This is a genomic window from Hyphomicrobium sp., assembly GCF_019753045.1.
In the GTDB taxonomy this organism is placed as follows: domain Bacteria; phylum Pseudomonadota; class Alphaproteobacteria; order Rhizobiales; family Hyphomicrobiaceae; genus Hyphomicrobium_B.
Window position 1 is genome coordinate 482,643 of sequence record NZ_JAIELN010000002.1, and the last position, 26,335, is coordinate 508,977.

General features: G+C 57.5%; 31 protein-coding genes. 12 read left to right on the forward strand and 19 right to left on the reverse strand.

Annotation, left to right across the window (positions count from 1 at the left end; all coding sequences use genetic code 11):
- Nucleotides 1-257: 257 nt before the first annotated feature.
- Both K2Q04_RS02695 and K2Q04_RS02700 read right to left on the reverse strand, forming a co-directional pair.
- A complete protein-coding gene (locus tag K2Q04_RS02695; RefSeq protein WP_291158873.1) occupies nucleotides 258-1,127 on the reverse strand; it encodes a hypothetical protein in 870 nt (289 codons plus the stop codon).
- A gap of 293 nt (nucleotides 1,128-1,420) precedes the next feature.
- A complete protein-coding gene (locus tag K2Q04_RS02700) occupies nucleotides 1,421-1,738 on the reverse strand; it encodes a hypothetical protein (protein ID WP_291158876.1) in 318 nt (105 codons plus the stop codon).
- A 6-nt stretch (nucleotides 1,739-1,744) separates the two neighbouring features.
- Between K2Q04_RS02700 and K2Q04_RS02705 the strand changes: the two genes are divergently transcribed.
- Nucleotides 1,745-2,068 carry an ATP-binding protein gene (locus K2Q04_RS02705; RefSeq protein ID WP_291158879.1) on the forward strand — a complete coding sequence of 108 codons (324 nt, stop codon included), beginning with the start codon at nucleotides 1,745-1,747 and terminating at the stop codon, nucleotides 2,066-2,068.
- On the forward strand, nucleotides 2,065-2,733 hold the full coding sequence (locus K2Q04_RS02710; protein WP_291158881.1) for a response regulator: 669 nt from the start codon (nucleotides 2,065-2,067) through the stop codon (nucleotides 2,731-2,733). Before K2Q04_RS02705 ends, K2Q04_RS02710 begins: the two co-directional genes overlap by 4 nt.
- On the opposite strand, the gene K2Q04_RS02715 is transcribed toward K2Q04_RS02710, so the two are convergent.
- The 3 genes from K2Q04_RS02715 to K2Q04_RS02725 form a co-directional block, all read right to left on the reverse strand.
- Complete coding sequence (locus tag K2Q04_RS02715) at nucleotides 2,730-3,017, reverse strand: hypothetical protein (protein ID WP_291158884.1); 288 nt, start codon at nucleotides 3,015-3,017, stop codon at nucleotides 2,730-2,732. The genes K2Q04_RS02710 and K2Q04_RS02715 overlap by 4 nt on opposite strands.
- A gap of 24 nt (nucleotides 3,018-3,041) precedes the next feature.
- On the reverse strand, nucleotides 3,042-3,326 hold the full coding sequence (locus K2Q04_RS02720; RefSeq protein WP_291158887.1) for a hypothetical protein: 285 nt from the start codon (nucleotides 3,324-3,326) through the stop codon (nucleotides 3,042-3,044).
- 383 nt (nucleotides 3,327-3,709) lie between these two features.
- Nucleotides 3,710-5,236: a porin gene (locus K2Q04_RS02725; RefSeq protein WP_291158889.1), complete on the reverse strand. Its 1,527-nt coding sequence runs from the start codon at nucleotides 5,234-5,236 to the stop codon at nucleotides 3,710-3,712.
- A 514-nt stretch (nucleotides 5,237-5,750) separates the two neighbouring features.
- On the opposite strand from K2Q04_RS02725, the gene K2Q04_RS02730 reads away from it, so the two are divergent.
- A complete protein-coding gene (locus tag K2Q04_RS02730) occupies nucleotides 5,751-6,134 on the forward strand; it encodes a hypothetical protein (protein ID WP_291158892.1) in 384 nt (127 codons plus the stop codon).
- 19 nt (nucleotides 6,135-6,153) lie between these two features.
- Here K2Q04_RS02730 and K2Q04_RS02735 read toward each other — a convergent pair whose 3' ends face one another.
- From K2Q04_RS02735 to K2Q04_RS02790, 12 genes are all read right to left on the reverse strand, one after another.
- Entirely contained in the window at nucleotides 6,154-7,125 is a 972-nt protein-coding gene (locus tag K2Q04_RS02735; protein ID WP_291158894.1) for a YncE family protein, read from the reverse strand.
- On the reverse strand, nucleotides 7,122-7,664 hold the full coding sequence (locus tag K2Q04_RS02740; protein ID WP_291158897.1) for an SRPBCC family protein: 543 nt from the start codon (nucleotides 7,662-7,664) through the stop codon (nucleotides 7,122-7,124). Before K2Q04_RS02740 ends, K2Q04_RS02735 begins: the two co-directional genes overlap by 4 nt.
- Before the next feature lie 20 nt (nucleotides 7,665-7,684).
- Nucleotides 7,685-8,713, reverse strand: a complete 1,029-nt coding sequence (locus K2Q04_RS02745; RefSeq protein WP_291158900.1) for a vWA domain-containing protein — start codon at nucleotides 8,711-8,713, stop codon at nucleotides 7,685-7,687.
- Nucleotides 8,674-9,255: a hypothetical protein gene (locus K2Q04_RS02750; protein ID WP_291158903.1), complete on the reverse strand. Its 582-nt coding sequence runs from the start codon at nucleotides 9,253-9,255 to the stop codon at nucleotides 8,674-8,676. Before K2Q04_RS02750 ends, K2Q04_RS02745 begins: the two co-directional genes overlap by 40 nt.
- Nucleotides 9,245-10,249, reverse strand: coding sequence for a VWA domain-containing protein (locus K2Q04_RS02755; RefSeq protein WP_291158904.1), 1,005 nt, complete (start codon nucleotides 10,247-10,249; stop codon nucleotides 9,245-9,247). Before K2Q04_RS02755 ends, K2Q04_RS02750 begins: the two co-directional genes overlap by 11 nt.
- Nucleotides 10,246-11,226 carry a nonribosomal peptide synthetase MxaA gene (locus tag K2Q04_RS02760; protein ID WP_291158907.1) on the reverse strand — a complete coding sequence of 327 codons (981 nt, stop codon included), beginning with the start codon at nucleotides 11,224-11,226 and terminating at the stop codon, nucleotides 10,246-10,248. Before K2Q04_RS02760 ends, K2Q04_RS02755 begins: the two co-directional genes overlap by 4 nt.
- Nucleotides 11,226-12,083, reverse strand: coding sequence for a VWA domain-containing protein (locus K2Q04_RS02765; RefSeq protein WP_291158909.1), 858 nt, complete (start codon nucleotides 12,081-12,083; stop codon nucleotides 11,226-11,228). The genes K2Q04_RS02760 and K2Q04_RS02765 overlap by 1 nt, the downstream gene beginning before the upstream one ends.
- The gene (locus tag K2Q04_RS02770; RefSeq protein ID WP_291158912.1) at nucleotides 12,080-13,138 is read right to left on the reverse strand and encodes a MoxR family ATPase; all 1,059 of its coding nucleotides are present in this window, start codon (nucleotides 13,136-13,138) and stop codon (nucleotides 12,080-12,082) included. Before K2Q04_RS02770 ends, K2Q04_RS02765 begins: the two co-directional genes overlap by 4 nt.
- 162 nt (nucleotides 13,139-13,300) lie before the next feature.
- On the reverse strand, nucleotides 13,301-13,597 hold the full coding sequence (locus K2Q04_RS02775) for a methanol dehydrogenase (protein ID WP_291159116.1): 297 nt from the start codon (nucleotides 13,595-13,597) through the stop codon (nucleotides 13,301-13,303).
- A 113-nt stretch (nucleotides 13,598-13,710) separates the two neighbouring features.
- On the reverse strand, nucleotides 13,711-14,265 hold the full coding sequence (gene moxG / locus K2Q04_RS02780; RefSeq protein WP_291159118.1) for a cytochrome c(L), periplasmic: 555 nt from the start codon (nucleotides 14,263-14,265) through the stop codon (nucleotides 13,711-13,713).
- Nucleotides 14,266-14,351: 86 nt separating this feature from the next.
- Nucleotides 14,352-15,260 carry a methanol oxidation system protein MoxJ gene (gene moxJ / locus K2Q04_RS02785; RefSeq protein WP_291158914.1) on the reverse strand — a complete coding sequence of 303 codons (909 nt, stop codon included), beginning with the start codon at nucleotides 15,258-15,260 and terminating at the stop codon, nucleotides 14,352-14,354.
- A gap of 220 nt (nucleotides 15,261-15,480) precedes the next feature.
- Nucleotides 15,481-17,340 (reverse strand): methanol/ethanol family PQQ-dependent dehydrogenase, encoded by a 1,860-nt coding sequence (locus tag K2Q04_RS02790; protein ID WP_291159120.1) that lies wholly within the window; start codon nucleotides 17,338-17,340, stop codon nucleotides 15,481-15,483.
- A 335-nt stretch (nucleotides 17,341-17,675) separates the two neighbouring features.
- Between K2Q04_RS02790 and K2Q04_RS02795 the strand changes: the two genes are divergently transcribed.
- The 6 genes from K2Q04_RS02795 to K2Q04_RS02820 all read left to right on the forward strand — a co-directional run bounded on the left by K2Q04_RS02795 (nucleotide 17,676) and on the right by K2Q04_RS02820 (nucleotide 22,048).
- A complete protein-coding gene (locus tag K2Q04_RS02795) occupies nucleotides 17,676-18,224 on the forward strand; it encodes a hypothetical protein (RefSeq protein WP_291158918.1) in 549 nt (182 codons plus the stop codon).
- Between the two features lie 3 nt (nucleotides 18,225-18,227).
- Nucleotides 18,228-19,712: a histidine kinase gene (locus tag K2Q04_RS02800; RefSeq protein ID WP_291158920.1), complete on the forward strand. Its 1,485-nt coding sequence runs from the start codon at nucleotides 18,228-18,230 to the stop codon at nucleotides 19,710-19,712.
- On the forward strand, nucleotides 19,709-20,398 hold the full coding sequence (locus K2Q04_RS02805; protein ID WP_291158922.1) for a response regulator transcription factor: 690 nt from the start codon (nucleotides 19,709-19,711) through the stop codon (nucleotides 20,396-20,398). Before K2Q04_RS02800 ends, K2Q04_RS02805 begins: the two co-directional genes overlap by 4 nt.
- Before the next feature lie 75 nt (nucleotides 20,399-20,473).
- Complete coding sequence (locus tag K2Q04_RS02810) at nucleotides 20,474-21,118, forward strand: hypothetical protein (RefSeq protein ID WP_291158924.1); 645 nt, start codon at nucleotides 20,474-20,476, stop codon at nucleotides 21,116-21,118.
- Nucleotides 21,119-21,128: 10 nt separating this feature from the next.
- Nucleotides 21,129-21,566 carry a DUF3617 family protein gene (locus K2Q04_RS02815; RefSeq protein ID WP_291158927.1) on the forward strand — a complete coding sequence of 146 codons (438 nt, stop codon included), beginning with the start codon at nucleotides 21,129-21,131 and terminating at the stop codon, nucleotides 21,564-21,566.
- 293 nt (nucleotides 21,567-21,859) lie between these two features.
- Nucleotides 21,860-22,048, forward strand: a complete 189-nt coding sequence (locus tag K2Q04_RS02820) for a hypothetical protein (protein WP_291158933.1) — start codon at nucleotides 21,860-21,862, stop codon at nucleotides 22,046-22,048.
- 274 nt (nucleotides 22,049-22,322) lie between these two features.
- On the opposite strand, the gene K2Q04_RS22165 is transcribed toward K2Q04_RS02820, so the two are convergent.
- Nucleotides 22,323-22,658 (reverse strand): FCD domain-containing protein, encoded by a 336-nt coding sequence (locus K2Q04_RS22165; RefSeq protein WP_366935734.1) that lies wholly within the window; start codon nucleotides 22,656-22,658, stop codon nucleotides 22,323-22,325.
- Between the two features lie 8 nt (nucleotides 22,659-22,666).
- Between K2Q04_RS22165 and K2Q04_RS02825 the strand changes: the two genes are divergently transcribed.
- On the forward strand, nucleotides 22,667-22,918 hold the full coding sequence (locus K2Q04_RS02825; RefSeq protein WP_291158935.1) for a YidB family protein: 252 nt from the start codon (nucleotides 22,667-22,669) through the stop codon (nucleotides 22,916-22,918).
- Nucleotides 22,919-23,085: 167 nt separating this feature from the next.
- Here K2Q04_RS02825 and K2Q04_RS02830 read toward each other — a convergent pair whose 3' ends face one another.
- The gene (locus K2Q04_RS02830; protein WP_291158936.1) at nucleotides 23,086-23,271 is read right to left on the reverse strand and encodes a hypothetical protein; all 186 of its coding nucleotides are present in this window, start codon (nucleotides 23,269-23,271) and stop codon (nucleotides 23,086-23,088) included.
- A gap of 504 nt (nucleotides 23,272-23,775) precedes the next feature.
- On the opposite strand from K2Q04_RS02830, the gene K2Q04_RS02835 reads away from it, so the two are divergent.
- Both K2Q04_RS02835 and K2Q04_RS02840 read left to right on the forward strand, forming a co-directional pair.
- A complete protein-coding gene (locus K2Q04_RS02835; protein ID WP_291158938.1) occupies nucleotides 23,776-24,579 on the forward strand; it encodes an NADPH-dependent F420 reductase in 804 nt (267 codons plus the stop codon).
- 258 nt (nucleotides 24,580-24,837) lie between these two features.
- Nucleotides 24,838-26,322 (forward strand): 4-hydroxyphenylacetate 3-hydroxylase N-terminal domain-containing protein, encoded by a 1,485-nt coding sequence (locus K2Q04_RS02840; RefSeq protein WP_291158941.1) that lies wholly within the window; start codon nucleotides 24,838-24,840, stop codon nucleotides 26,320-26,322.
- Nucleotides 26,323-26,335: the final 13 nt, after the last annotated feature.

The window sequence follows — 26,335 nt, forward strand, 5'->3', positions numbered from 1 at the left end:
GAAGGCAGAATGGAGGACGGCGACATCAACATCGCGGGAAGCTTGGCCGCTTTGGTGACGCGGCCTCTGGCGCAAACCCGAGCTCGCCAAATGGGTCGCGGCAGCCGAAAAGAGCAAGTGTCACGAGAGCAAAAAATGGCCCAGCCTTTGGGAAAGACTGGGCCGAAGTTTGGGTCTGTAACGGCGTCACCATAAGCATATAGCGTGATCCTGAAACCGCGCACGCATCCCTCGGTAGATCTACGCTGCGGGTGTCATCAGATTGAGAGCCTTGTCGTGATGATCCAGTTGCTGTCGTAAGTCGGCGTGAGAACCGGCGACGTGGTTTTCGGCGATACAGAGAACTGATAACCGCCACCGATAATCAGATTGCTGTCGTCGCAAACCTTGAACCGCCCGAGGATGAGCCCCGGCGTTAGAAACACCTGGTCCTTGCCGCTCCGCTCGCCGCCGGCCCAATGGGTATAGTTGACTTCGAACTCCGGCCAGAAGTACTGGCCGAGGTGGTACTGGAACGTCACGTTCGTCACGATCGAGGTTCCAATTTCATCTTCATGTTCGAGGGGAATTGGAACGCCGACGGTCGCTTGAATGTCAAAATCACCCCACCCTTTGCCCGCCGCGAGCGTCGGCGTCACGACCCAAGCGTCGTTGGTGAAAGCTTCGTCACCCGTCGGCGCCTGAACGCCGAAGAAAGCTGTCACGATATAATCGCCATCGTCCTTGTTCGCGCTGATGAGACGCTGCTTGATCGTAAAGGCAGGCCAATCGCCCCAGCCTGACGCCGACTTGACGTGCGACCGCTCTTCGTAGGGTGGCAGATTGATCAAGACTTCATTCGTCATCGTCGGGATGAATTCGAAGCCCTTTCCTCCTCCGTAGACGTCGAGATGGCCACCGTTCCCCATTTGCTCGAAAAATTGGTCGGACCGAAACTCCTGTTCGAGTCTCGGCGTCACCGTAACAAGTGGTGTCATCCAATCCGGCTGCGAAGCTTTGGAGGCGTGCGAGATTTTCTGCCAGCGCGTGAGAAAATCTTGTATGGCGCCATCCGCGTCCTCTCCTGAAGTGGCACCAAGGTAGCTCGCAACCGGCACATTCAGGTCCGGTGGTAAGGAACCTGACATGTCGCCAGCTGCGGCCGGAGACGCGCAAAATACGGCTGAAAGGAGTGGCGTGTCGAAGGTTTTCAAATTTCCCATTGATGCCCCCCGATGTTATTTCCATGTCGCTATATCGCGAGAGGCCATTGGCCGTCGTGTCGGGAGCACATCCTCGGGGAAGGACGGTCCGTATTCATACGGATCTAGGAAAGTCCAGCAGCAGAGGGCAGGACCACAGGAGAGAGGGGAGATCTCCTCGGCCGCGTCAAGATCACCCCGGCGTTTGACATCGCCGTCACGATGTGCCGACCGCGAGATTATCGGAGACGATCCGAAATGCGTTTGTTGCGCACATCGACGAGTGCCGTCTCAATGCTCGCCGGAGCACATCTCACTTTGAATGCAAGCGTTGCCGCCAACGCAGACGCATGTGCAGATGCACCGACGTCGTTCGAAATCTTCGCGACTTTATAAGGCTTGGCCGCCGACAGATCGGCGAGCAAAATCCACATCTGCTCATAAGGGAAGCGCTTGATCTTTTGGAGCCCAATCTTCAACGCACAGGTGCGTCGGTAAAGGTCGCAATTCCCCGTGACATACGCAATGCCGCAGTCGATCGCCTGCAGATCGAGCAAGTCCTGATGAACATCATATCGAACGCAGTCGATGCGATGAGCGACAACGATCCATCTAAAGAGAGATTGATCAATATCAGCGCCAGCAATATCGACGGCAACCGTATCGAAATTCGAATTAAGGACAGCGGGCCTGGATTTCCAACGGGCTTTGATCTTCGAAAAGCGGGCATCCGCTCTTCGAGCAAAAAGGACGGCTTGGGCGTGGGCCTCTCGCTTAGCCGAACGATCGTCGAAGGACACGGGGGCGAGCTTCTTCTGGAAAACGACGGCAAAGGTGCCCTCGTTCGTATTCGGTTGAATTCATTTCCAAGGGAGATGGTGCAGTGACGTTAGCCTCGGCAATTGCAATCATAGATGACGACGAACCGGTTCGAGATTCCTTGTCGCTGATGCTCAGCAATCGCGGATTTGGCGTCTACGCATTTTCCTCTGCCGAGCAGTTTCTTTCTGCGTTAGACGCCGAACGCCTACCATCGTGCGTCGTTTGCGATATCCGCATGCCGGGTATGACAGGTTTAGATCTGCAGAAAGATCTCGCTAAAAAATGGCCAATGGTCCCCCTTATCTTGATTACCGGCCACGGTGACGTGGCCATGGCTGTTTCCGCCCTCAAGGCCGGGGCGCATGATTTCATCGAAAAGCCATTCACTCCCGATCGTTTGATCGAAAGCATTGCTTCGGCACTTGGAGAAGCCAAAAATCAGCGCAATCAGGATCAGGAAACGATCCGACTCGCAGCGCGCATCAACGAGCTGTCCGATCGACAACGCCAAGTGATGGATCTTGCCGTCAAAGGCCTCTCCAACAAGGAAATAGCGCTCGCGCTCAAAATCAGTCCCCGTACGGTTGAAACGTATCGGGCCTGGGTGATGGAAAGGACAGGCGCTCGCAATATCGCGGATCTCGTCAGAATTGCGGTGCGCCTGGAGGAGATGATCGGTTCTTTGGGAGCCAACCGGAATCACCCTCAAGGCGACACCGAACGCTATTAGTCCTTGTACGCTGCGCAGAAGGTCGAAACCCTGATGTCGTTGTTGCCGCGGCAGAATTCGTCCGGCGTCACATCTCGAGACGATGAAGTTATATCCGTGAGGTGTTGGTGCATTTCCCGCGCCACCTTTGCAGCTTCATATTCCTGGCAACGAGGGGTCGAAATCCAACCGCCGGGTGTGCGCTCGAAATCTCCATCGCAGAGTGACCTTGCTTGGGCTGACGTCATGGCGGCTGCGGTGGAAAGGGCGAGCGCGATCGCGCCAGCGCTCAGCATGCGATTCATATCGATCTCCACGTCGCTTTTGGACTAGTCGTTGTAGCTGGAGCAGTAGGTCTCGGTTTCGATTTCACCATTGTGCCAGCGGCAAAATTCTTCCGGCGTTTCGTCGCTCCGACGAACCGTGTGGCGAGTGATGTGGGCGTGCTCGGCGTGCGCGACGCGCTCTGCCACCATGCGTTGGCAATATCTCGTGGCAACCCAGCTTCCGTTGACCATCTGGAAGTCGCCGTCACATCGACCTTGGGCGCTTGCGGCGGTCGCGAATCCTAGAGCTAGAAGTGAAATGGAAGCGGCGACGGGAAGCTTAAACATCGCGATAATCCCTGTCCGGAGTTGAACGGTTCGATGCTGGAGGATGCAACGGCGTGGATGCAGTTCACGTCCGCGCTATTGGATCTGCATCGCCGCTAAATTTAATTGGTATGATTGCAGAGCGTTATTCCGCTCGCTTCCGTCCGCCCTTCGACGCACGCACAAACACATCCGCAGAAATACGGTGGCAATTTCCCGCGAAGCAGAAGTAGCGGGCGGAAGGCACTCGCGTTCCTCGCAGTGCAAACCCGTACAAAACAAAGCAGGCGCCGCCGAAGCCGCGCCTGATGCAAGTGGAGATCGCTGAGAAGGTCCCGTTTTGAATTGCGATAGGGCGACACGCCTATCGAAAGCGTGCCGCCATAGCTGCTTAGGGCACCTTTCTAGAAGCGGAAGCGCGCGCCAAATGCGGGGTTCCAAGTGTTGGTGTAAGTGAAGCCGCTGGCCAGGCCGTCATCGGCCTGCGAATACGAGACGCCGGCATAGACGTCGAGGCGTTTTGTCCATTGATAGTCCAGCGAAGCGCTAACCCAATCGAACGAACCGGCGCAGTTCCCGCTCGCGGCTGTCCCCGACTTACCGTTGCAGTGCGAAGCGGTCGTGCTCGTTCCGGAATTCGTGACGAACATGTTCTGATCGTAATGATACCAGACCGCCCCAGCTGTCAGCTTCGGCGTGATCGCCCACTTGCCGCCGAACCAGAATAGCTCGAGCTGCTTGTCAGTGAGATACTTGTTGTAGTTCACATCGCCGGCAAACAGCTGATAACCGCCGATGGTGGTCAGACTGTTGAGCTGGCTGTCCGGATTTGAAAAATTGATGTGCTCATAACCACCCATGGTGGTGACGTTGTCGAAACCGAAATGGCCGAAATTATACTTGGCCATGATCGACCAAACGTCGTTATCCGAAACCGTGGCGCTCAAGATATCGAGGCGCTGACAGGCCGCAATACTGGTCGCAAGCGCTGCACAGTCGCCGGCCGACAGATTGCTGGCTGCGATGGCATTATTGAAGTGGCCATAAACCCCATCGATCGATAGCCCCTTGAGTTCGCCGGGTAGATCGACACCGATATTTCCCGAATAGGCGTCGCCCCCCTGTTCCATACCTTCGAATCGGTACATGCCGGCGACTCGGAACATACCGATGGTATTTGCGTAGCGGATTGAGTTGTTCCAGCGTGCATCCTCGGTGGCGCCACCGCCGCCGCCGACCGTCCCCGAGAAAGCGAAGAGCGAGAAAGCATATGAGCCAGCCTCGGGGTCATATGCGCCGAGAGCGTCGTTCAAGAGGGAGTTGTGACGGCCGTAGGTCAATTGGCCCAGGTCGTTGTTCTTGATGCCGCCGTAAAGCGCCCCGTTGAAGATTTGTCCGCAACGGCTGCCATCGAGATTTGCACTCTGCTCAAGGGGAAAAGCTCCGAGGCCGTTGTTCATACGTAACGTTCTGCAGACGTCGGCAATATCCCCGCAGGCCGGATCGAAGCCGATTTGCGCATCGGAGATGAACGACCAGCCAGTCAGAGAGTCGACACCGAAAAGGTCCGAAAGCTTTTCGTTCGCCTTCATGCCAACGAACGATTGGCTCATGGCGCTATTGGTCGCGTTGAACTGCGGTCCCCCGCTGATCTTCGAGATTTGATACAGCGAGCCCTGATAAAGGGTGCCGGTTGGAGTCGCGCCGTGCGAATTGTAAACGGCGCTATAGTCGACTGCGCCGTAGATGGTTATCCCGGCGACCGTCATGGAGCCAGGTGCCGCCCCATCGAAGAAGTTGGCAATGAGCGGCGCGGGAGAACTCGGCGAACTATACGCGCCGTACGCATTGGCCCCGCCCAGGTCGGCAGCATTTGCCGAAGCCGCTAAACCACCAAACGCCATGGCACTAACAATGACTGAGAACCTCACTTGTTACCCCCCTAATGCTACATTTGCCCAAACTCCTTTCCGTTGTTGCAGGCGTTGTTTGACAACTGACCGACTGTTGGCCTCTGTACGAAGCCCTCCGTAAAACTACGGAGCTGCAATATCGGCTTGTTTTTTCTGAGGGCGTTTTTCGCGAACTAGGATCGATGTTCGATCAGCAGGCGGAGCGCGTCATCGCACGTCGCTATGCGTTGCGTGTCGTGATTACGTCTGCATGACCGCCAAAGCGGACAACCACATAATGGCGCGCTATGCCGGGAAATAATTCCCGCTTCCCATTGAATAGTTTCGTTGACGCCTGTTCACTCGGAAGTCGTAACGAGGCGGTCCTTTCTTCGCTCGGCGCTGTGTGGAATTTTTACCGGGGGTGTGACCACTCCAGAGTTGTGGTTTGCCGAGTTTTCCTTCACGCTTGAGGAAAATTGAGAAGAAGGGTCTGGAGAGCTTGGGGTTCGGGTTCACGCATTTATGAACCATTTCCCTTTGGAGATGTCCGATGAAGTGGACGAACGCATGGTGCGCTTCTTACCTCCTCGCAGTAACGACAATTTTCGCCTTTGGCGCGGCACGCGCGGATGATCCCATTCGGGTTTCCGGATATTTTTGCGACGCAAAGAAAGACCAGATAGCATTCCTCCAGCGCCAAGCGGCCGGTGATACCGGAGAGATTGCTGCCAATACCGTCAACAAGGCTGCCGGCAAGCAGATCTGCGCTTTCTTCCTGCCAGCCCAAGCGATTGCCGTGAACGATCAGACCGTTATCAGCGACGGCATCGTCTACAAGATGCAGAGCTTTGTTTTTCTGCCCGAGAAAGTCGAGCGTTGGACCGGCACGCACTTTGGATCGATGCGATCAACGAAGACCGTCCGCGAGCTCTGACAACAAGATGTGAACGCGGTCAGGGGGCTGCCGAAGCGCTAAGAACCATCCGCGGGCCTTCCGGACAGCTGATGCGTTTGATCTCCGTATTGGCCTTGAGATCCAGTACGGAAACGCTCGCCGAAAACCAGTTCGCGACATAGGCCTTGCTACCGTTCTTCAGGACAGCGACACCTTCAGGATAGCGTCCGACTTTGATTTCTGCACGGGGCGTGTGTGTCTTAGCGTCTATGATCGAGATGCTGCCGCTCTGCTGGTTGGAGACAAGGATCTCTGCATCGTCGTGCGTAACGGCCACGCCATACGGCATCGCGCGCGTTGCGGGTGACGATAAAATTTCGAGGCTGGAAGTATCGACGACCGACAACGTCGCAGACTGCACGTTGGCAACGGCGAGCTGAGCCTCGTCGGAACTCAACGCCAGCGCAAACGGTGCACGCCCGACCGGAATTTCTTTCATCACCTCGAAGCGTTGGGCATCGATCACGGCAACGCTGTTCGCTTCGCGATCGGCAACATAAACGCGGGAGCCGTCGCGCGTCAGAACTAGATGGGCCGGCGAACGGCCCACCGCTATCTTCGCGAATATGTCGCCTGATGTCTGATCGACGATCGAGACGCGGTTCGCGCTCCAATCTCCAACGAACAATCGGCCGTCCGCACGCACTGCGATGCCGAACGGCTGGCCGCCGACCTTGAGCACGCGCACAAGCTTTTGGCTTTGAAGATCGACAACGGCAATTTCTCCGCTGTCGGGAAGCGTAGCGAAGGCTTCGCCCGTAGCGGAGCTGATCGTAAAGGCCGCCGGCTTTCCAGGAAACTTAATTTTCCCGGTGATCTCGTCCACCTTCGGGTCGATGACCGAAAGGATGCCGTCGTCTTGACTGAGAACGTAGATAGTCTCGGCAGTGCTATCGCGCGCCGCTATCGTACCCACAGATACGACAGCATAGAGCGCGACGAGCGTTATGAGGCCAGCAAGGGCCTTCATCCCTTGCCTTCCGCTTTCGCCTTGATGCCTGCGAGCCCGGCTTTGATAAAATCTTCCGTCGCCTTGATCGCCGCGGCATCGTTCTTGTTTTCAGGAGGCTCGTTTGTGGTGTCCGCACGATAGAAGCGCGAGCCCCATACAACCTCGCTGCCGCCGGATGCGGGTACGACTTGAATCGTATCGGAATAGAAGCTTGCCGGGAAAGCCTCGTCGTTTTCGGTCGCGAGCCGGTAGCCGTACGACATGTCCTTCTCTTGATAGTCGTCGAGGCTTTCGACGAGTTCGCCGCCGCCGCTCTTGAGAGTGAACGTGCGGGTCGCGCCGCTGGCGTTGCCGCCTTCGCTTTTGGCGCTCGCGACGGAAGGATGCCACGTGCCGATGCTTCCGAAATCCTTGATCAGTTGCCATACGGTGGCCGGCGGAGCCGAAATTGCAATCTTCTCTTCGACCTTCTGCGGCGTGGGCCCGTGCGCCAGGGCGGCGTGGGCGCCCATCGAAAGGATTGCGAACGCAAGAAGAGAACGAAACTTAATCGGCATTCAAGGAAGCTCCTTCTAGCTTAGAATTCAAAGACGGCCGGCGAGACCCGACTGCGGCGCATCGGTGCCCGTTCGATGAGCTGCAGCGCGTAGAGCGCCAAGATTGATAGAAGCGCGAAGAGCGCCGGCACATAGGCCATGTCCGTATTGACGGGAACGATGCGCGGTTCGGTCGACGACAAAAGCTTGGGCGCGATGCCACGGACGTTTTGCAGTTCGACATAGGCGAGGCCCGTACGCGACGCGAGGTCTTTCAAATGGGCGGTCTTCACCGAAGACAGCTGCTCATCTCCGTTCGTTGGCATGGCGCCGAAAGGCGCGTTGCGCGGATTATAACCCTCGCGAGTTTCGGCATCCTTTGGCGCCGCGCCGATGCGATTGTCCTGTGGAACGTCCGTCTCATTGTAGACGCCGACCTGGCGGCCCTCGTCGTCGTACTTCGGGATCGGCGTCTTCTCGCTGCCGCCGACGCCGACGATCAGGCCCTCCACCGCGCCGGGCTTGCCGTCGAACTCAGGGACGCCGGTAAATGGAAGCGGCGGCGCCTCGTGGCCGTCGGTGAGGAAGATCAGATCGGATTTGAGGCTCGATGCGATGTCGATTCCGGAATAAAGCCCTTTGGCGATGAAGCTGTCGCCTTGCCAGGCCATGCGCCAGTCGAGTCCAGAAATAGCACCTTCGAGAGCATCATAATTGCTGCAGATCTCCACGGGATCGAGCAGCAGGAACGAAATCCGTTCGGAAAAAATGCCGAGCCCAAGGCGCGATTGGCATGGGAGGTCCTGCATCATATCGATGAGGGCCTGACGCGAAGCTTCCAGCCGGTTGAGCGACCCGCGAGGGTTGCCCATGTCCCGCGTATTCATGCTGCCGGTGATATCAACGATGGCGAGAACATCAGCGATTCGCTGATCGCGAATGATGTGAATGCCGATGGTTGCCACGATCGTCGCAGCCAGCGCACCAAGCAGCAAAAGCATGCGTCGGTCGAAGTTGACGCCGGCGAAGCTCATGGCAATCCCTTTGGGATGCCGGGAAGATCCGTCCATAGCTTCTTCGGGGCATCGGGCGAGGAAAGATCCGGATTGTCGGCTTGAGGAAAATCGCGAACGACGCGCATTGCAACATCGAGATTGTGCCGCGCGTCCCAGCTCTCGGGGTCGAGTTTCAACGCCAGGCGGTATTCTGACTTCGCGAGATTGATCATGGCCGTCGCGCTGTCGATCTGGCCCTTGCGGACAGCCTCGGCCGCCATGCGGGTCCTTGTATTGGCGATGTTGTAGAGCGCGGCCGCGCGCACCGAGGGAGGAAGCCGATCGCCCGCAATGCTGAGTATAGATTGCGCGTCGTCGATATGATCACGGCGCACCGATTCATCGATGCGCGCCAGGATTTCCTGCGGATGCGCCCGCTTGACGTCGATCGGAACGTCGTGACGCTCGACAAGCAGCCGGATGTTGTCATTTGAGCGCCTAGCGCTGATCAGGCTGTCAGCTGCGTATCCAAACCACAGAACGCTGGCGGCGGCGAGGATCCAAAAGGCTGTGCCGCGCTGCGGAGCCAGGAACGTAAGGATCGAATTAAGCCGCATGGCCTGGCGCCCCCGGAAGTTTGAGAGTGCGTTCGCAGAGCTTTGCCGCAAGCAGAAGACCGAGAGCGAGCGCCGCCAGCGCATAAGCCCACCGAGACAAATCGTACTGCGGGATGCGTTCGGTGTAGACGAGCGGCGTCTGCTCGAGCTTGCCGATATCGGTGATGGCGCCCTTTACCGCTGCCGCGTTCTCGGCCTCATAGGCATGGTAGGGAATGCGCAAGCTCTGGAAGAATTTATTCAGGTGACGCTCAGGCAGCGCCTGCGGCGTGTCCTCGACGCCGGGTGCGGGCTCCGCAAACATGCTGTTAGCGCCTTCGGTCCTCAGATAAACGAAATAGAGATGGACCGGTCTGCGCGCGAATTCGGTTCTAAGGGCATCCTGGATTTTTCGTCCGACCACCGCCACGCCGTCGGAAACCAATACGATCGCGCGCGAGCCTTGATGCACATCTTCTTCAATCATGCTGAGAGCCATTGCGAGGCCGCGCCCGACGTCCGTGAAGGCGAGCCCCGGCCGATCTATCGCATCGATGGCACTGAGAACGATCCCCTTATGATCGGTAATCGGCACGACATGCATCGGAGCCGTCGAAAACGCAGCGACGCCGAACCGGTCGTGCTCACGTTCGACGACGAATTCCTTGATCAGCCGCTTGGCTGCAGAGGATTTGGATTCTTCCGCACCGCTTGGCTGCCTGCCAGCGAAGGTATCGTTCATGCTAGCCGAGCGATCGATCAGCAAAACAATATGCGCACCTTGACCGAAGCGCTCGATGGTTCGTTCGCGCAATGCAACGCCGGCCATGCCGAGAATGAGGCTTGCAAGTGCGGCGACCCCTGCGAGACGGAGTGCCCAGCCTATCGCCCTGGAAAGACGATCCGTCTCGAAGCCGGCGAGAGAGGGATAGGATTCCTGCCGCTGCATTCCGAGAAAGAGCGGAATGAGCGCGAGCGGGAGGAGATAGAGCGCAATCGGGTTGGTGAAGATCATGCCGCCGACCTCTCCTCGCGCGCGAGGTCAGCCGCGAGCCGAGCCAGATCGCTGATGGGAAAGCGATCTTCCGCAGCACGCCGGTCATCCGAAAAGAAGTAGAGTTGAGAGCTTTCAAAGAACGACTTGAGCCGCGGCAGCAGGGTTGAAAAGCGCTGATGTTGCGCGACGAACTCCGGAACGTCGGCCGCGAAGATTCGGCGGCCGGCGGATTGATCGAATGCGCGATGCAGAATGAGCAGGGAGTCGCGATAGGGAGCTTCGCCCGCTCCACCAGACTGAAGGCTCCGGATCTGTCGGTCGGCTTGCGTGAACGGGCGCTTGGGGCGGCGTGCGAAGGGCCAGATCGCATAATGCCAAAGTAGCAGCAGACCTGCACCGGCGAGCGCGCTTGCAGAAGCCAAGAGTAGCCGCTCCCTCGGAACAACGTTTATCTCTTGCGGGACCGCATCCGGCCGCATGACATCGGAGATGTCGCCGGTTTTCTCCGGCATCAAATCATCGAGGACGATGTCGCGAAGTGGAGAAATCACCAACCGTAGCGCCGGAACGGTCGCGGAATAATTGCCGCCTTGAGAAGCGTCAGACGGCTCGCTAGGCGCTTCGCCGTTGGGGGCAACACTGTTCGGGTTCTTGAACCGCAGAGGAAACGACGGAATGTCGAGCTGCTTGGCCTCGAGCGCCGAATAGAAAATCTGGTACTTCAAGGTGATGTCATAAATCTTGCGCCCGTTCTCTTCGCGCTCGCTAAGATCGATCGACACGAGATCGAGCCAATACGTCAGGGCTCCCGGCCGGGGCAACGCCGCCGTGAAGAGCTCGGTGTTGCCGCTTGTTATGACTTCAACCCGTCGCTCCAGCGTATCGCCGAGAAAGTGTCCGAACTTTCGCGGCTCGTAGACGTTCACCGCATCGATGGCAGCTGAACTTCCTCCGACGCTCAGTAGGAGGAATACTATTGCGAGCCAGCTTCGCATCAGGCCGCTCCGTGCAGCAGAAACGATGTGAACCGCATCCAGTCGATATGATCGTTGGCCGTGAATGTTTCGCGCGACGCCGCTTGTAACGCTTGAAAAATGCCCTGGCGTTGCTTGCCTCTCTGCGCGCGCCACCGGGCCTTGAGCGTCGGCCTCATCGCCACGAGCCGATGCCGTCCGGTTTCGAGATCTCGCAGATTGAGGAGACCCCATTCGGGAAGACCATCGAGTTCGAGGCTGTCCCTGATCTCGATCGGAACGATGTCATGGAGAGCAAGCGCTTCTGCCGCCGCCCGAGCCGCCTCCTGCGGCCATAGGAAGTCTGAAATGAGAAAAACAAGTTTCTTTGATCCGGCAATTGCCGCGCCGGCTTCCGCAAGGCCATCGACGCCGGGGTGATCGGGTGCGAACTGACGAAGGCGTTCGATAGCATCGGCGTGCGCGGCCCGCGACAAAGTCTTGCGCAGCAGAAGATCCTGCCGAAGAACGTTGTCGAAAGGATAGAGCGCAAAGGTATCGCCGGCGCGCTCGGTACCGATGGCCAATGCCTGAGCGATATCCGCCGCAAGGGCAATCTTATCGCACCGGCCTTCGAATGCCATCGACTGAGAGACGTCGACAAGCACAGCGACGTCGATAGAGCTTGGCTGCTCGGCCCGGCGGACGAGAAGTCGTTCGAACGGATCGCTGAGTGACGCCCGAATGGCGATGCGGCGTGGATCGGGAAAGGTCGACAACGGCACGATATCGCGAAATAAACCGCCGCTTCCCGATAGAAAGCTTTTATGCGAACCGACACGAATGCTGCTCGTTCGCCACGGGATACTATAGGCTAGATCTCTCGCCTCATCGTTCATGGCGCCGGGACCTTGGCAAAGACATCGGCGATCAACGATCGCACGATCTCCTCGCGTCTCAGCTCGTATACGGGCGTGAGGAAGATGCGATGCGCCATGCACTCATGGAAGATATCTCGAATGTCTTCCGGCACGACCATGTCGCGGCCGGAAAGCCACGCTGCGACGCGCGCCGCGCGAATGAGATAGCTCATGCCGCGGGGACTCGATCCGCCCGCGATCATCCTGTTGACATCGACATTGGCGATCTGAATGCCGGCCGATGCGGGCTCTCGGATGGCCTTCCAAAGATCGAGAACGTAGCGCTCGAGAGCAGGGCTCACGATGATGGTGTTCTGGATGACGTTGGCGAGAGTGTTGAGCCGGCGATAGTCGAGCACGCCGTCTTTGAGCGATGCAATCAGCTTATCGACGTCGTGGAACCGCGTCGCGAAAAGAAGTTCGCGCCGCGATTTTTCATCCGATGGTGCCGAGATCTCGACTTCCATCAGAAAGCGATCGCGAGCTGCGGCAGGCAGCTCGAATGTCTCTTCGCGCTCGATGCGATTTCGATCCGCAAAGACGAGCAGGTGAGGAAACTGATGCTCCTGGTTGAATGCCGTGACGCTACGCTCGGCCATCAGCCTCAGAAGCAGGGAATGCACCTGAGGACGTGCACGGTTGATCTCGTTGAAAAAGAATACGGAGAGATCGCTGCCGTGGCGCAGCACCGGGCCAGGCGCTACCCGCGGCTTACCTTCCTGATTGTGATAAGTATTGTAGATAATTTGGGAAGGCATCCGATCGATGGTGCCTTGGATGCGCTCGTAGGCACCGCCGAGAGCGCGCGCCACTGCCCTGAGAAGTGTAGTCTTCCCGACTCCGACATCGCCTTCGAGAAGCACGTGTCCCCGCGCGAAAACAGCAATCGTCAATAGCCGAATGGCGCGGTTCTGGCCGATGACGGCCTTCGCGATTTCTCGCTCGAAATCGAGCGCACAGCGGCACCAATCATCGAGTTCGAGAGGTCCGGTCTGCTCGTCGGCTTGCGGCTGCTGAACTGTTGGGGAGGGCATTATTATCTATCCCAAGCGCGCCTTTGTTCCCGCCGGCGGGGCGGTTGGATATAATCTTGACGCCAAAAAAGAGGGTGCTGCCGAGACAGCACCCCAGTCACCTCGGAGAGGAATGTGTGGTCCTGCAAGCGTAGCAAGATCCGAGGGTAGATTTGGGTGGGGCTACTGAATCTTCGAAACGTCGTAGACCCACTTGCCGGTCTTCTTGAAGTTATCGGCGCGCAGCTTGTTGCGCTCTTCCGCCGCCTTCATCGAGGTGCTCTGCTTCGCAAGTTCTTTCGGATCGTGCTTCGGATCGTACTTCGAGCCCGCAATCTTTTCCGGGAAACCGGGCTTCGGTTCCCAGCAGTTCCCGTTCGCCTTGCAGTGCGTGCCGTCGTAGGCCAGAGCTGCAGGTGCGGTAGCTCCGGCGAGGCCCGCGAGAGCGACGATGGTGCTAGCGATCAACGGGAGTGAAATCGGTTTCATAGGCTTTCCTCCATTTTTGCTACTCACGATCAGGTGGGTTCACTCCACCCTCATTGTTTCCGTACCAGCCAACTTGCGCGATGCTGCCGCGTCGGGTCGTTGCGCTAGTGCGCGGAAATCTTGCATTGCTCCTTCTGAGCCGCCGCGCGGCCTGTCTTTTCCCAGTCCTCGATTTTGAATGGCTTGAATGATTTCTTCTGGTCGGGTGTGAGCCATTCTGCATCCTTCACGTCATCCTTTTGGATATGCCGTATCCAAGCGATCAGCTTCAGATTGTCATCGAGCTCGAGGTCTTGCCCATGAGGGCCCATCATGCCGTTCGCGCCGCCAAAGATCGTTTCAAACAGACCCTTGTCAGTGGTGTTCTTCGGATACGTCCAATAGGCGTCGTTGAGGCCTGGTCCGACTTTTCCTTCGCCAACGTGCCCGTGGCAGCCGGAGCAGGATTCGAGATAAATCTCTTCGCCCCTCGGCAGGCAGCCTGTGACTTCCACGTAGGGGTCGACGCCCGTCTTCAGGAAGCTCTTAACTGCCGGCGTGTCTCTTCCCTCTTTCGGCGCTATGGCGTCGACGTCCAGAACATCGCCCGTTACCGTGTTCCTGAAGTCTTGCTGTGCAACGGCTTCTTGCCCACTCGTCACCAACGCACAGACTGCCATACCCGCTGCAATAACTGCGAATTTCATATGCTATTTCTCTTCCACTCTTCCTTTGACACGACAGCGCAATTCCCCCTCCCGACCATTTATGTGCGCGGCGCCGGCGGCACGTAGGGGACGCCTTCCTCTTTCAAGACAGACTCGATTTTCGCTTGCGCCTTGGGCAATGCTGCGTCGATGGCGGTCAGCAGATCTTTGTCATCTTTCCGCACCGCGAATGATTGATCGAAGTGAAACGGCACTCTCTCGCCGTCCGATCGGACGTTGTTGTCGGAGATGACGACCATCTTCAGGGCGTTGTTCGCCGTGACGTAACGAGCGACCTCTGGCGCGAACGCGACGGCGAGCGCTGACGTCCTATCCGCGACTTCACCGACCATCCGCTCCGGCGGGATGCGCGTGTAGGAGTTCCGCTTGTCCTTGAAGTTCGTCAGAGACGAAACGTAGTTGATACTGTCGTTGTAAAGATCGATCTTGTTCATCATGACTTCGGCAGGCGTGCCTTGAACGAAGCCGATCAGATTTGCTTTCGCGAGGTCCGGGCTGTCCCAGTTCTCGATCTTCAACGGCGAGTCGTTGCGGATGATGAAGACATAAGGCGCCCGGTAGTAGGGCCGGGAGGTCAGAACACGGTCGTCGCCGGTGTCGGCGCCGATCACGAGGTCGCAGAGCTTCTTATCGAGTTGATCGCGGACTGCATAAATCGCAGGCTTCTCTGACCAGACGAATTCAGCTTTTCGGCCCATCGCAGCTGCAAGAATTTCTGCGATCTTGTTCTCGAAGCCCGATTTATCGCTCGCGGAGTAGGGAAGTTCCTTGGCCGCCGCGCAAATCCGAAGCACGGACGCATCGTTTGCCGGTGTCGCCGACGTGTCGTCCGAATGCGATGGACTGGACGAGAAAATGGCTAGTGCTGTGATGCCGAGCACTGCTGCGAGCTGGATGCTTGATGGCAGAGAATTGGTGAAACGCTTTTCATTCTGCTCGCGCGTCATACTGGAAGCACCTTTTAAGTTCGGGTGTCGCATGGCGACACTGCCTTCGAGCTAGCGGGACTCTCAAATTGCGAGCCGTTTCCCGCGCAGGTTGGTCGCTGCAGTCGTGATGTGAAATCGGCAATCGCTGCGCGGCCCAGAACGATTTTCAGATGCCAACGGCGAGGCAGGTAGTTGCGGCATCAGATCTATTTTCTGATGCCGCAACCTTGAGCCGAGATCAGCCCTTTTCGTACTCGCCGACGTTCACGTCGTCATAGGGGTTCTTGCCGTCCAGCGAGAACACTTCGACGCTGCCGCCCATTTGCGTGTAGTTCTGAAGGTTCTTGAAGGCACCGACTGCGCCGAGACCAGCGGTCGGGTCCTGGAGGTCGAATACCAGACCGACGCCCGGCCAACCGCCAACACCCGACATAACCGCGATGTACTGCGTGCCCTTGTGTTCGTACGTCATCGGATAACCGATCACGCCGGACGGCAGCTTGTGCTTCCAAAGCAGTTCGCCCGTGTCCGAGTTGCGCGCTTTGATGAAGCCATCGAGCGTCCCGTAGAATACGAGGTTGCCTGCGGTCGCGAGCGTGCCGCCCCAGACTGCAAAGCGCTCCATGTGCTGCCACTTATAATCGCCGGTAATGGCGTTGTAGGCCTTGATCTGACCGAGACCCAGATAATTCTGACGGTCACCCTTCGGACCCGGGTACATCCACAACGTTGCGCCGACGAAGAACTGACCGGCACGATAGGGAAGCATGAAGGGCTCCCAGTCCATGCAGATGTGGTTGATGCCCATGAAGAACAACTGCTTGGTCGGATCGTAGGAGTCGTGTCCCTGGTTATGGTAACCCATGGCCGACGGGCAGACTTCCGTCGCCTTGTGATCCATGCGCGTGCCATACTCCGGATCGCGAACAGGCAGACCCGTCTTGAGATCGACAGTCTTGAACACGTTCACCGTATCGTCGAGCTTGTTAGCCGAGATCAGGTCGCCATTTTCGCGATCGAGCGTGTAGACGATGCCGTTACGGTCCGGATGGGTCAGAAGTTTACGCTGCTTGCCGTCCTTGTCTTTCTGCTCGGAGAGCATCATGACGTTGACGCCGGCGAAGTCCCATTCATCGTGAGGCGTCTTCTGGTAGCCGAACTTGAGCATACCGGTGTCGGCGTCGCGGGCCATGATCGTCATGGTCCACTTGTTGTCGCCCGGTCGCATTGTTTCGTTCCAAGGCGCAGGGTTGCCCGATCCGTAGTAAACTAGGTTCGTGCCTGGATCATAAGCGTACCAGCCCCAGTTCGTGCCGCCGCCGATCTTCCAGGCGTCGCCTTCCCAGGTTGCCGTGCCGAGTCCCTTCTGACCGTAGTGCGGGTTGGCCTTGTTGAAGTCGTCACCGATGCCGATCTCGTTGTCCGGACCCGTGGCGTACTTGCGCCAGATCATCTCGCCGGTCTTGATATTGTACGCCGTGGTATAGCCGCGAACACCGAGCTCAGCGCCCGATGATCCGACGATCGCGATGTCTTTCACGACATAAGGCGCTTGCGTTTCCGTCTGGCCGACCTTGATGTCCGCGTTCTCGACCTTCCAGAACTCTTCGCCGGTCTTGGCGTTGAGGGCAACCAAGTGGCCGTCGAGCTGCGTCTTGATGATCAGCGCCGGAACAGTTCCGTCACCCGGCCAATACGCAAGGCCACGGTTCACGAGATCGCAACATGCGACCGAGCGAGCGGCGGGATCCTGCTTCGGGCTGTGCTGCCAAAGGATATGGCCCGGATCGTTGAGGTCGAGAGCAAACGTCTTGTTCGGGAAAGAGGTGTGGACGTACATGATGCCGTCGACGACGAGAGGAGCACCCTCGTGGCCGTGGAGCAGGCCGGTCGAGAACGACCAAGCGTGCTTCAGCTGCTTGACGTTCGTAGCGTTGATCTGGTCGTCTTCGCTGTAGTTGTTGGAGTCGTAGTTACGACCCGGCATAATCCAGTTTTCTTTGCTCTTTGAGAGCTCGACAAGCTTTTCATTCGCCTGAGCGCTGGATGCAACGCCCATTTGCAGTGCGACTGCCATCGCCATGCAGGACGCCGACATCAGCATCGAAGCGCCAATGACTTTCTTCATGCCCATATAACCTCGCGTTTCCAAAGCCAGCTTTTTTTGTCGGACAGCGCCGGTCAACCGAAGACGGTTGAGTGCCGGTGCTTCCTCCTTGAGGCTCGAGCGGATCATGGGCGATCAAACCCCTATCCACCCTTCGATGCGTACCGTCCGGATTGCTGGTTGTTCGGCATTTTCGCGGGCGGTACGGGGCGAACCTATCGATGTGTGCACAGCCGGTCTTTAGATGGAGCGGCAAATAGAGCCGGGAAGATTCGGCAAAGAACCCTGCAACCGTTGACCTGGAAGATGTTGGAGGCGTCTGCCATATGTCGCCGCGTTGGATTCAATCAGCTCTGAAAACGGCCATCATCGTGAAATCGACACGGACCATACTGACGCTCTCGGGTTTCATCTTCTCGTTGCTCCTCTCAGGGTGCGGTGACGAGCAGCCGCGTCAGCAAAGCGGTGAAAAACGTTCCGGTCTCATCAAAGCCGAACAAACGGATTGGCTTTCGATGCAGGACGAAACTGCGCCGGGAGACTGGTTGCTTGCGCGCGAAATGAAGTCAGGCGCCAAACTTGTTCCGGGTGACGCCGATAAGCTTCGTCAGTCGCTCGCCGATGCTTCGGCGAGGTTCAAGGATTCACCGCGGATGGTCGCCAATCGCGCCGTGCAGCTTGAGAAAATGCTGAGGGAAGAAGGCGGCGATGAAACCGCGGTTTTGCTGATTAGCGGGCTAACCAAGGCCTTCCTGCCGGGACGCATCGCAAGTTTTGGTGCGGCAGGAGAGCAATACTACAACATGCGAAAGGCTGGCTTTACCAGCGAGCGCGCCTTCCATGAACTATCCAAGCGTTACGGTCCGGAGGGCTGAGCCATGCCCACGCTCTCGCCTCACACTTTTGTTGGCCGGCTGTCGGACAGGGTGTGGATCGGTCGCTCGATTCGCAACCAGGTGATGCTGGCAATTTCCGCGCTGCTCGTGTTCGCAGCTTTCGTCGCGGCGACGGTCGCTGTCTTCAACGGACGCAAAGCGGTCGACATTGAAATAGAAGCCTCGATGGACTTTGCCGAGGGCAATATCCGCGAGCTTGTACAGCGCATAGCGGCCGAGAATAGATTAGCCGATCTCGATTATCTCGTGTCCCGCGAAGTGAAGCATTTGAGGCACGCGCGCGTTTATGTCCAAGATCCGGGCGCCCCTCCGAAGCTGTTGAAGCCCGAACCGACGTTGGAGGACGACGGCCAAACACTCGATCAGACGCCTGCCTGGTTTGAAAATCTGATGATGCCAAAGGGAGGCAACGATCATTCGCGTCTGATCATGGTTCCGAAAGGCGAAAGATCTCTTTTTCTCAAGGGCGATCCGGACGATGAAATCGCGGAGAAATGGCGTGAGCTTTCGGCCTTGGCCATTGTCGCGATCGTGGCAATAACTTTGCTCGTCGCAGCATTCTATTTCGTGCTCGGGTGGATTCTCGATCCCCTGGTAGCACTTGCTCGCGGGTTGGTCGCCCTCGAAGCGGGCGAGCGATCTCAGCGTCTCAGCATTCCAAAGGTCGGAGAAGTCGCCGACATAGCGAGGAAGTTCAATTCACTCGCCGCATCGCTCGATCAAGCGCGCGCGGAAAATGGCGCGCTCTATCGTCAAATACAGTCTGTTCAAGAAGAGGAACGACGAGAGATCGCGCGCGAACTGCATGACGAAGCGGGGCCGTGTCTGTTCGGAATCACGGCGAATGCGGAATCGGTCGCCAGACTCGCGGGAAGGCTGAGCGAGGAAGACGCCAATCAGATTGCCAAGCGAACCGACGAAATTCTGGCGATAGCGGATCGATTGAAAGTGATGAACCGGGCGCTTCTGAAGCGTCTGCATCCAATTTCCATCGGCAAGGTTCCATTGATAGCGTTGATTCAGGATTTGATCCGCGATTTTGAACGCCGTCACCCCGATGTGCGCATCGTTTCGTCCGTGGGCAATTTCGCGCGGGTCTATGGAGATAAAATCGACCTGATCGTGTATCGCGCTACACAGGAGGCTCTGACGAATGCCATTCGCCACGGTCAGGCAGCGAATATCGTGGTTGAACTCAATGAGGAGAGAGATAGCGGCAGCAAACATGGACAGAATGCACCAAGTCTCATCAGTCTTCGAGTGAGCGATGAAGGGACGGGGCTGAAGCCCGGCACCGAGGCAGGCTTCGGATTATCGGCGATGCGCGAACGCGTGCTCTCCGCCGGAGGAAGTCTCATTGTCGAAGGTCATGAGCCGATTGGTACGACACTATCGATAAAAATTCCGGCGTTACCCAGCGAATTCGAAAGACGCGCTATGGATGACGCCAACAGGGCATCCGCATGACCAAAATTCTTGTTATCGACGACCATCCGATTGTGCTGCTGGGCTGCCGCCGAGTTCTGGAGGACGCAGGCATCACCGATATTACGCTAGCGTCGAATTTGATCGAAGGCTTCCGTGCTTACAGAAGCGACAAGCCGGACGTGATCATCATCGATCTCGCCATCAAGAAGGGAGTTCTCGTCGGGCTGACATTCATTAGGCGGCTTCGGGTTCACGACAAACATACGCCCATTCTGGTGCTGACGATGCATGAAGATCCGATGATCGCGAGTCAGTCGTTGCGGCTCGGCGCTAACGGCTACATCCTGAAGGACACGTCCTCCGTCGACATCATCAAGGCGCTGCAGGCCGTCCGCCAAGGTAAACCATTTCTCAGTCACGCGATCGCATCAGCGATTGCGGTTATGGAAACGAAAGGCCGATCCAATCCTTTGAGCGCGATGACGCTGAGAGAACTTCAGACGCTCGAGCTAATCGCCCAAGGAAAGCAATACACGGCAATCGCCGAGGAGCTTAACGTCAGCTATAAGACAATTGCCAACACCTGTTCGCAGATCAAAGGGAAGCTTGGCGTCAAGTCGCTTCCCGAGCTCATGCGTATTGCAATTGATCACCTGCCCGAGATGTCGGGCCAGGGGATAGGCGAGCGGCCCGCGCCGACGTCAAGGACCGGGAAGTACTGGTAGAAAAATTGCCATGACTTGGCAGTCGTGTTCGCGCAATTCCTTTTGCGCCTTTCTGTCATTCAACTCGGATATGTCATGCGCATATTTTTGACCGCCATTCTCGTCCTCACTTCGGCTCCCGCTTTCGCAGAACAAAGCTGCAGGGAGCAGGTCGACGCTGCATTCGCGAAATTGCGCGCGGCCAAATCCTTCAGGTTCGAAACGACGATCACCAATGCCGAAGGTTCGCTGAAGATGAGTTCGGACTACGTCCTGCCCGATCGTATGCATCAGAAAGTGGTGCTGGGTAAGGACGGCGTCCCGATGGAAATGATTGTTGTGGGCAAGCGAGCCTGGTCCAACCAGGGGGCGGGCTGGGTCGAGCTTCCCGAGGCCTTTTCGAACACTGTTGCCAATCAAATTAAGGAGACGGTGACCGACGCGCCCAAGGCCGCGACCGATTATAAATGCGCGGGCGACAAGGAATTCGAAGGCAAGACATATGCCGTCTACCAAGGCGTGCTCGCGACACCTCTGCCCGCTGATGCAAAGGACAAAGGACCGCGCGTTTCGGCAGTTTCTGTTCCCAACCAGCAAAGCGTCTACGTCGATAAAGCGACAGGGCTTCCCGCGCGCAATATCGTTGCTCCAGTGACGGAACCCGATAAGCGACTCTTCGACGGCACTTTCGTGGTCGGCGAAAATATCGCGATCGAGCCGCCGAAAGTTTCGTCGAACTGAAATAAATGCAATGAAGCCAAGGCTTTTGCGGGCAATTCCGCTCGCCCTAATCGGCGCTGCGATCACGGCCATCGAAGCGACAGCTCCGGCTTGCGCCGATGAGTTGCCCGTCAGAAGGCCGGGGCTCTGGCGACTGACGACTGTAGCCGAGAGCATCGGTATGAAGACGTTCGAGACATGCATCACGCCGGCGGATAGCATTATCACCGGCGTCGGCCAGAAAAACTGCAGCATATCGAAAGTGCTGCGCCTTGGCGGCGAACTCTACGTCGATCTCGAGTGTAAAGCCGATGCCGGATCGCAGAAGACGAGCACGGTTCTCACCGGAGACTTCGCGACATGGTATCGAGCCATGTCGAAGATGACCTTCGATCCGCCGCAACAGGGCATTTCGCACATGGGCGTGACTGTCGACGGAAAATATTTGGGTCCCAAGTGCACGCCGTGATCCGATTGCGCGCACCGAACGACGCGCAAGCTTCGCGGCTCCTGTGCCGGTAATGCCGGAGGATTGAACGCGAATTCCACTGCTCCGGAAGTATGACCTCGAGCTTGGTCTTCTCTCTCCGCTGGACATGACGGTGTGGGAAGTTTGAGCCTCGTTGACATAGAGGCGGCCGAAGCATCAGAGGCAGAGCGCGGCGGCGCCCGCCCCGGTTCGCGCCGGACGCGGGGCCTTTTTTCGTTTCCGGCCCCACGCTATCCTCCCCGGCGCAACACGTCCCGAAACGGAGAAACGGGATGCCGAAGTCTACGCAACTCGTCATCGTCGCCGCACTGATGTCTGGGATCTTCGTCGGCGTTATCTGGTACTTCCTGCCGGGCATTCATTGGGGCGTCTATCTCGTCGTCTGCCTCCTCCTGGCCGGCGCGACGCAGAGCCGAATGCTCCACGACGAGGCGAACCGAAAGATCGTCGACCGCCGATAGCGGGATAGGAAAGCGATGCGGGAAACGGCGGGAAGGTTCGGGGAAAATGGCCCCCGGTTCGGGAACACAAGGCCTTGAAATATAAGGATCTTGGCGCCCCGTAGGGGGGGGGGCGGGGAATAAGCAATTGATTTTTAATGATAATTTGTCCTGCTACTGCTCTTTCGAGTAGCAGATATCAGGAGCAAAATCCAGTGCCGAAATGAGCGCGAGCGCTTCCTTCGAACTCGAAGTTTGGAGTTCTGAGCGGGAGTTGAAACGCTCGCGACTGCCCTCAGAATTCCGATTTCTCGATTGCTAGGCGAGCCAGTTCAGCGACACGCTGGATGTGCTCTAAGCTTGCCGCCGCGGCAGCTTTCTTATCGCGCTGGCAAATCGCTTTGTGTAGCGCGCGCATTTCGGCAATGGCGTGTTGTGCGCGTTCCAGCGTAGCAATTGTCATCGCGCGAAGATGATTTATCTGAGCGTTAAGCGATTGGACAACGCTCCAAGCGACCGGTTTCTCGGCGATCTCAAATAACATCTGATAAAAGGACGTTGTCATCCGAAGAACGTCTTTCGGATTTTTCCGAGAGAAGGCGCTCTCGATCCGATCAATCGCTCCCTTCAAATCTGCAAATGCAGCTTTCGTCCCTTTGTCGGCGCAAGCAGCTGCAGAAAGTGCTTGGTGCCGACACCCTCAAGGGGCTGGCCGACAAGGCCGGCATCACGGCGGAGAAGATGACGGATAAGCTCACCCATCTCCTGCCGAACGCCGTCGACAAGTTGACGCCAACGGCACGACGCGTTGAAACGACTCGCCGGCGCCCGGGGAATTCCCCCGTGCGCCGGCCTCTCGCCTGGTCAGAGGCATCTCACCCGAGTCAGTAGTCCTCAATCGGCTTTGCAATGGTTCAACACTGGAACGTCGGCCCGCTCAAAATCAACCGCATCGCGCGTAACAACGGTAAGCCCTTGGCAAAGCGGCGTTGCCGCGATCAACAAGTCCGGCGGCGAGAACGTGTGCACGACTTTTCGCCTTTTTCCGCCAGCAGCCGTCATTGAAACATCAAGTCCTCGTAAACCGGCAGAACCCGATCGTCAAACATCGGCCGGAGCTTGGGACTAAGCCAAGCATTGAGGTCTGAGCGTTTCACCGCATCGGCGATGCTTTCGATGCCAAACCGAATCTCGGCAAACGTCACGATACTCACATAGAGGTCCACCAACGCCTTTGACGACACGAAGGCGACGACACCTTCGCGTCGCGTTTCGGCTTGCGCAATTCCGGCAAGACATTGGTGTCAAGAAGCCACCCCACTCTCAACTCGACCTTACGCTGGGGCATAGTCGAGCATCTTGGCTGCAAATAAATATCGCGATGAGGCGATGCTGCGAGCGCCGCGATGAGGGCGTCACCATTCAGACGGCGAAACTATTCCGCCGAAATCACTACGACTTCGGCCCGCCCATGCATCGTGGCATGCTGCGGTCTCCCTCGCTGTGCACACACGTGACAAGTTCGCTGAAGCGCGCCTTCGCATCCTGCAACAGCCAATGGCCGCTGGGGCGCCGATGACGCGTCGCGGCACGCTGGGGAGGGCTGGGATGTTTCTGGTCATGCTGGACCACGACGAAAGCTTCGCACATTGCAGCCGCTCAGATTCAGTGGCATCTCAAAATTCTTCTGCGCGGTTTCGCGCGAGATGGGCTGCCCTGAGAAGGCGCGACCAAATAGGAGTAGGACTGTGACACGGACGATCGGACTCATTGGCACTGGAATGATTGGAACCACCTTGGCGCGACTTGCAATTGCTGCCGGCATCGACGTCTTACTTAGCAACTCGCGCGGACCTGAAAGTTTGCGTGGCCTTGTTGCTGACCTCGGGCCGCGCGCCACCGCTTCGACTGTCGCAGACGCTGCAGTGACTGGCGACATTGTCATCGCCGCAATCCCGATGAGCGCCTATCGAAGCCTACAGGGCGACTTGCTCAAAGGTAAGATTGTTATCGACACGATGAACTACTATCCCACCGGTGATGACCACATCCCTATTCTCGACGAGGCTAAACTGACCTCGAGCGAGTTAGTCCAGCAGCACATCAAAGGCTCGACGGTGGTCAAGGCACTTTTCAATCTCGACTTCCATCACCTGCTTACCAACGCCCGTCCGCACAGGCATCCTGAGCGCACTACGCTGCCGATTGCCGGCGACGACGAAGAAGCGAAAAGCATCGTCGCCGGATTCATGGATGAGATCGGGTTTGATGCGCTGGACACGGGCACGCTAGCGGCAAGTTGGAGGATTGAGCCCGATACCCCGATTTATGTTTGGCCCTATGTGCCGAGCATGCCTGACCATCTCAGTGGTGAGGATCGCAAAAAATGGTACTGCGAACATGCGGGCAATCCGGTCACCCGGGAAACCGCGCAGAACCTTGTTGACGAGGCGATCCGTCGTCTCCCGGCGGGTGGTTTGCCTGAAAGACTTCCGCCTGAACATCTTGATTTGGTGGCCCAAATCTTTGCAAGCCGTTCGCTCGTGCAATGAGCTCGACGATTTCGCAAGCACACGAAGTCCTGACGACTGCGACCCAACAAGCTTCGCCCTTGATGCCCGACTACGGCGTCCTCCTCGTCATGTCCTGATGAAGGATTTGGTGGGCATCTTATCGAGCTCGCCGTCGCTTTCCCACGTCGCGCAGTGCACAAAAAATCGGCTCGAAATGTTCAATATTCAGCCTCGCTGGGGTATTGACGAAGCCTTCTACTGGGTCAATGGTAGAACCAATGACCCAGGGGAGCCCATATGGTGAAAAACGTCGGTGAAAAAAAAGCGGCGGCTGGCCGCTCGCCCTATCTAAAAACTGGAGACGAGTTTCGCGCGAGCCTTCGAGACGGACGGCGCGTTGTTTACGGAGGTGACGAGATCGCCGACGTAACGACGCATCCTCTCTTTCGCCGCTCGGTCGACCTGTGGGCGGAGCTATTTGATGCGCAGCACGACCCCGCAACGCAAGACATAACGACCTACTTCGATCCCCAGCTCGGCGCGCGAGCGAGCACAGGGTGGCTCGTGCCAACTTCGAAAGAGGATCTCGCTCAGCGCCGCAGGCTGCTCGAATTCAGCACCGACAAAACATTTGGCGTTTACGGCCGGCCGCCCGACTACGGTCCGACGCTTGCAATGGGCTTTCTAGCTGCAATGCACCTTATTGAAGGTGCAGAGCCGGATGCGTCGGCAAAGATCAAGAAATTCATCGAGTTCGGCCGTGAGAACAATCTTCTTAGCACGGACTTAATCGCGGACGCCCAAGCGGATAGATCGCTTCCGCATGCTGAGAATCCTGGCCGGCTTCGCTGCGTCAAGGAAACAGCTGAGGGCATTACGGTTTATGGCACAAAGCCCGTGGCCTCATCCGCGAGCATGGGAAACTGGGGCGGCGTCGCAACCCTGATCAGTCCCAACATGGATCCGGACGCGGTCTTATGGGCTTACGTACCCATGAATGCCAAAGGCATAACGTTTGTCGCCCGCGAGCAGGTTACGAGCGCTGCCGACAGCGCGGAAGATCACCCGATAAACCATCTCGGAGAAGAAGTGGACGCCCTGATCATTTTTGATCACGTGTTCATTCCTTGGGAGCATGTGTTCAGCTTCCGCAACAAAGCAACGCTGGCGTACTACCTGGATGTCGGTCTGCTGGCCCACTGGGCTATCCTCGCGCGCATGGCACGTCGCGCGCAATATTTTGCAGCGACGGCCAAGTTGATCGTCGACGTCCTTGGAACCGAGAAAATTCCCCAAGTCCGCGCCCAGGTCGCGGAAGTTTACAGCTATGCTTCGGCCTTGGAAGCCTTCATTCTTGCGGGAGAAGAAAAGGGCGCTCAGAGTCCTCATGGAGTGTACGTCCCCGATCGAGCGTTGATCACCTCGGGACGCCTCTACGCCATTACCCAATTGCCCGTCGTTATGCAGATCGTGCGTGAGCTGTGCGGGCAAGGATTGGTGAGCCGCTTTACGGCCAAGGATCTTGAACGTGCCGACATCGGCAAATGGGTCGATGAGTTCCTCCCGGGTCATCACATAACTGGCCGCGGCAAGAATCGCCTCATGAATTTCGTGTGGGATCTGACTTGCAGTTCCCACTCCGCACGGGTGGCGTTGTTCGAGAACGTCAACTCGACTCCGCCGCCGACGGTTCGGCAGCAGGTCTACCAATCTTACGATGTCGCTGCTGCGACACGGCTCATCCGCGAGGCAACCGGACTCGATCAATACACGACTGACTGATTCTGAGAGAGGA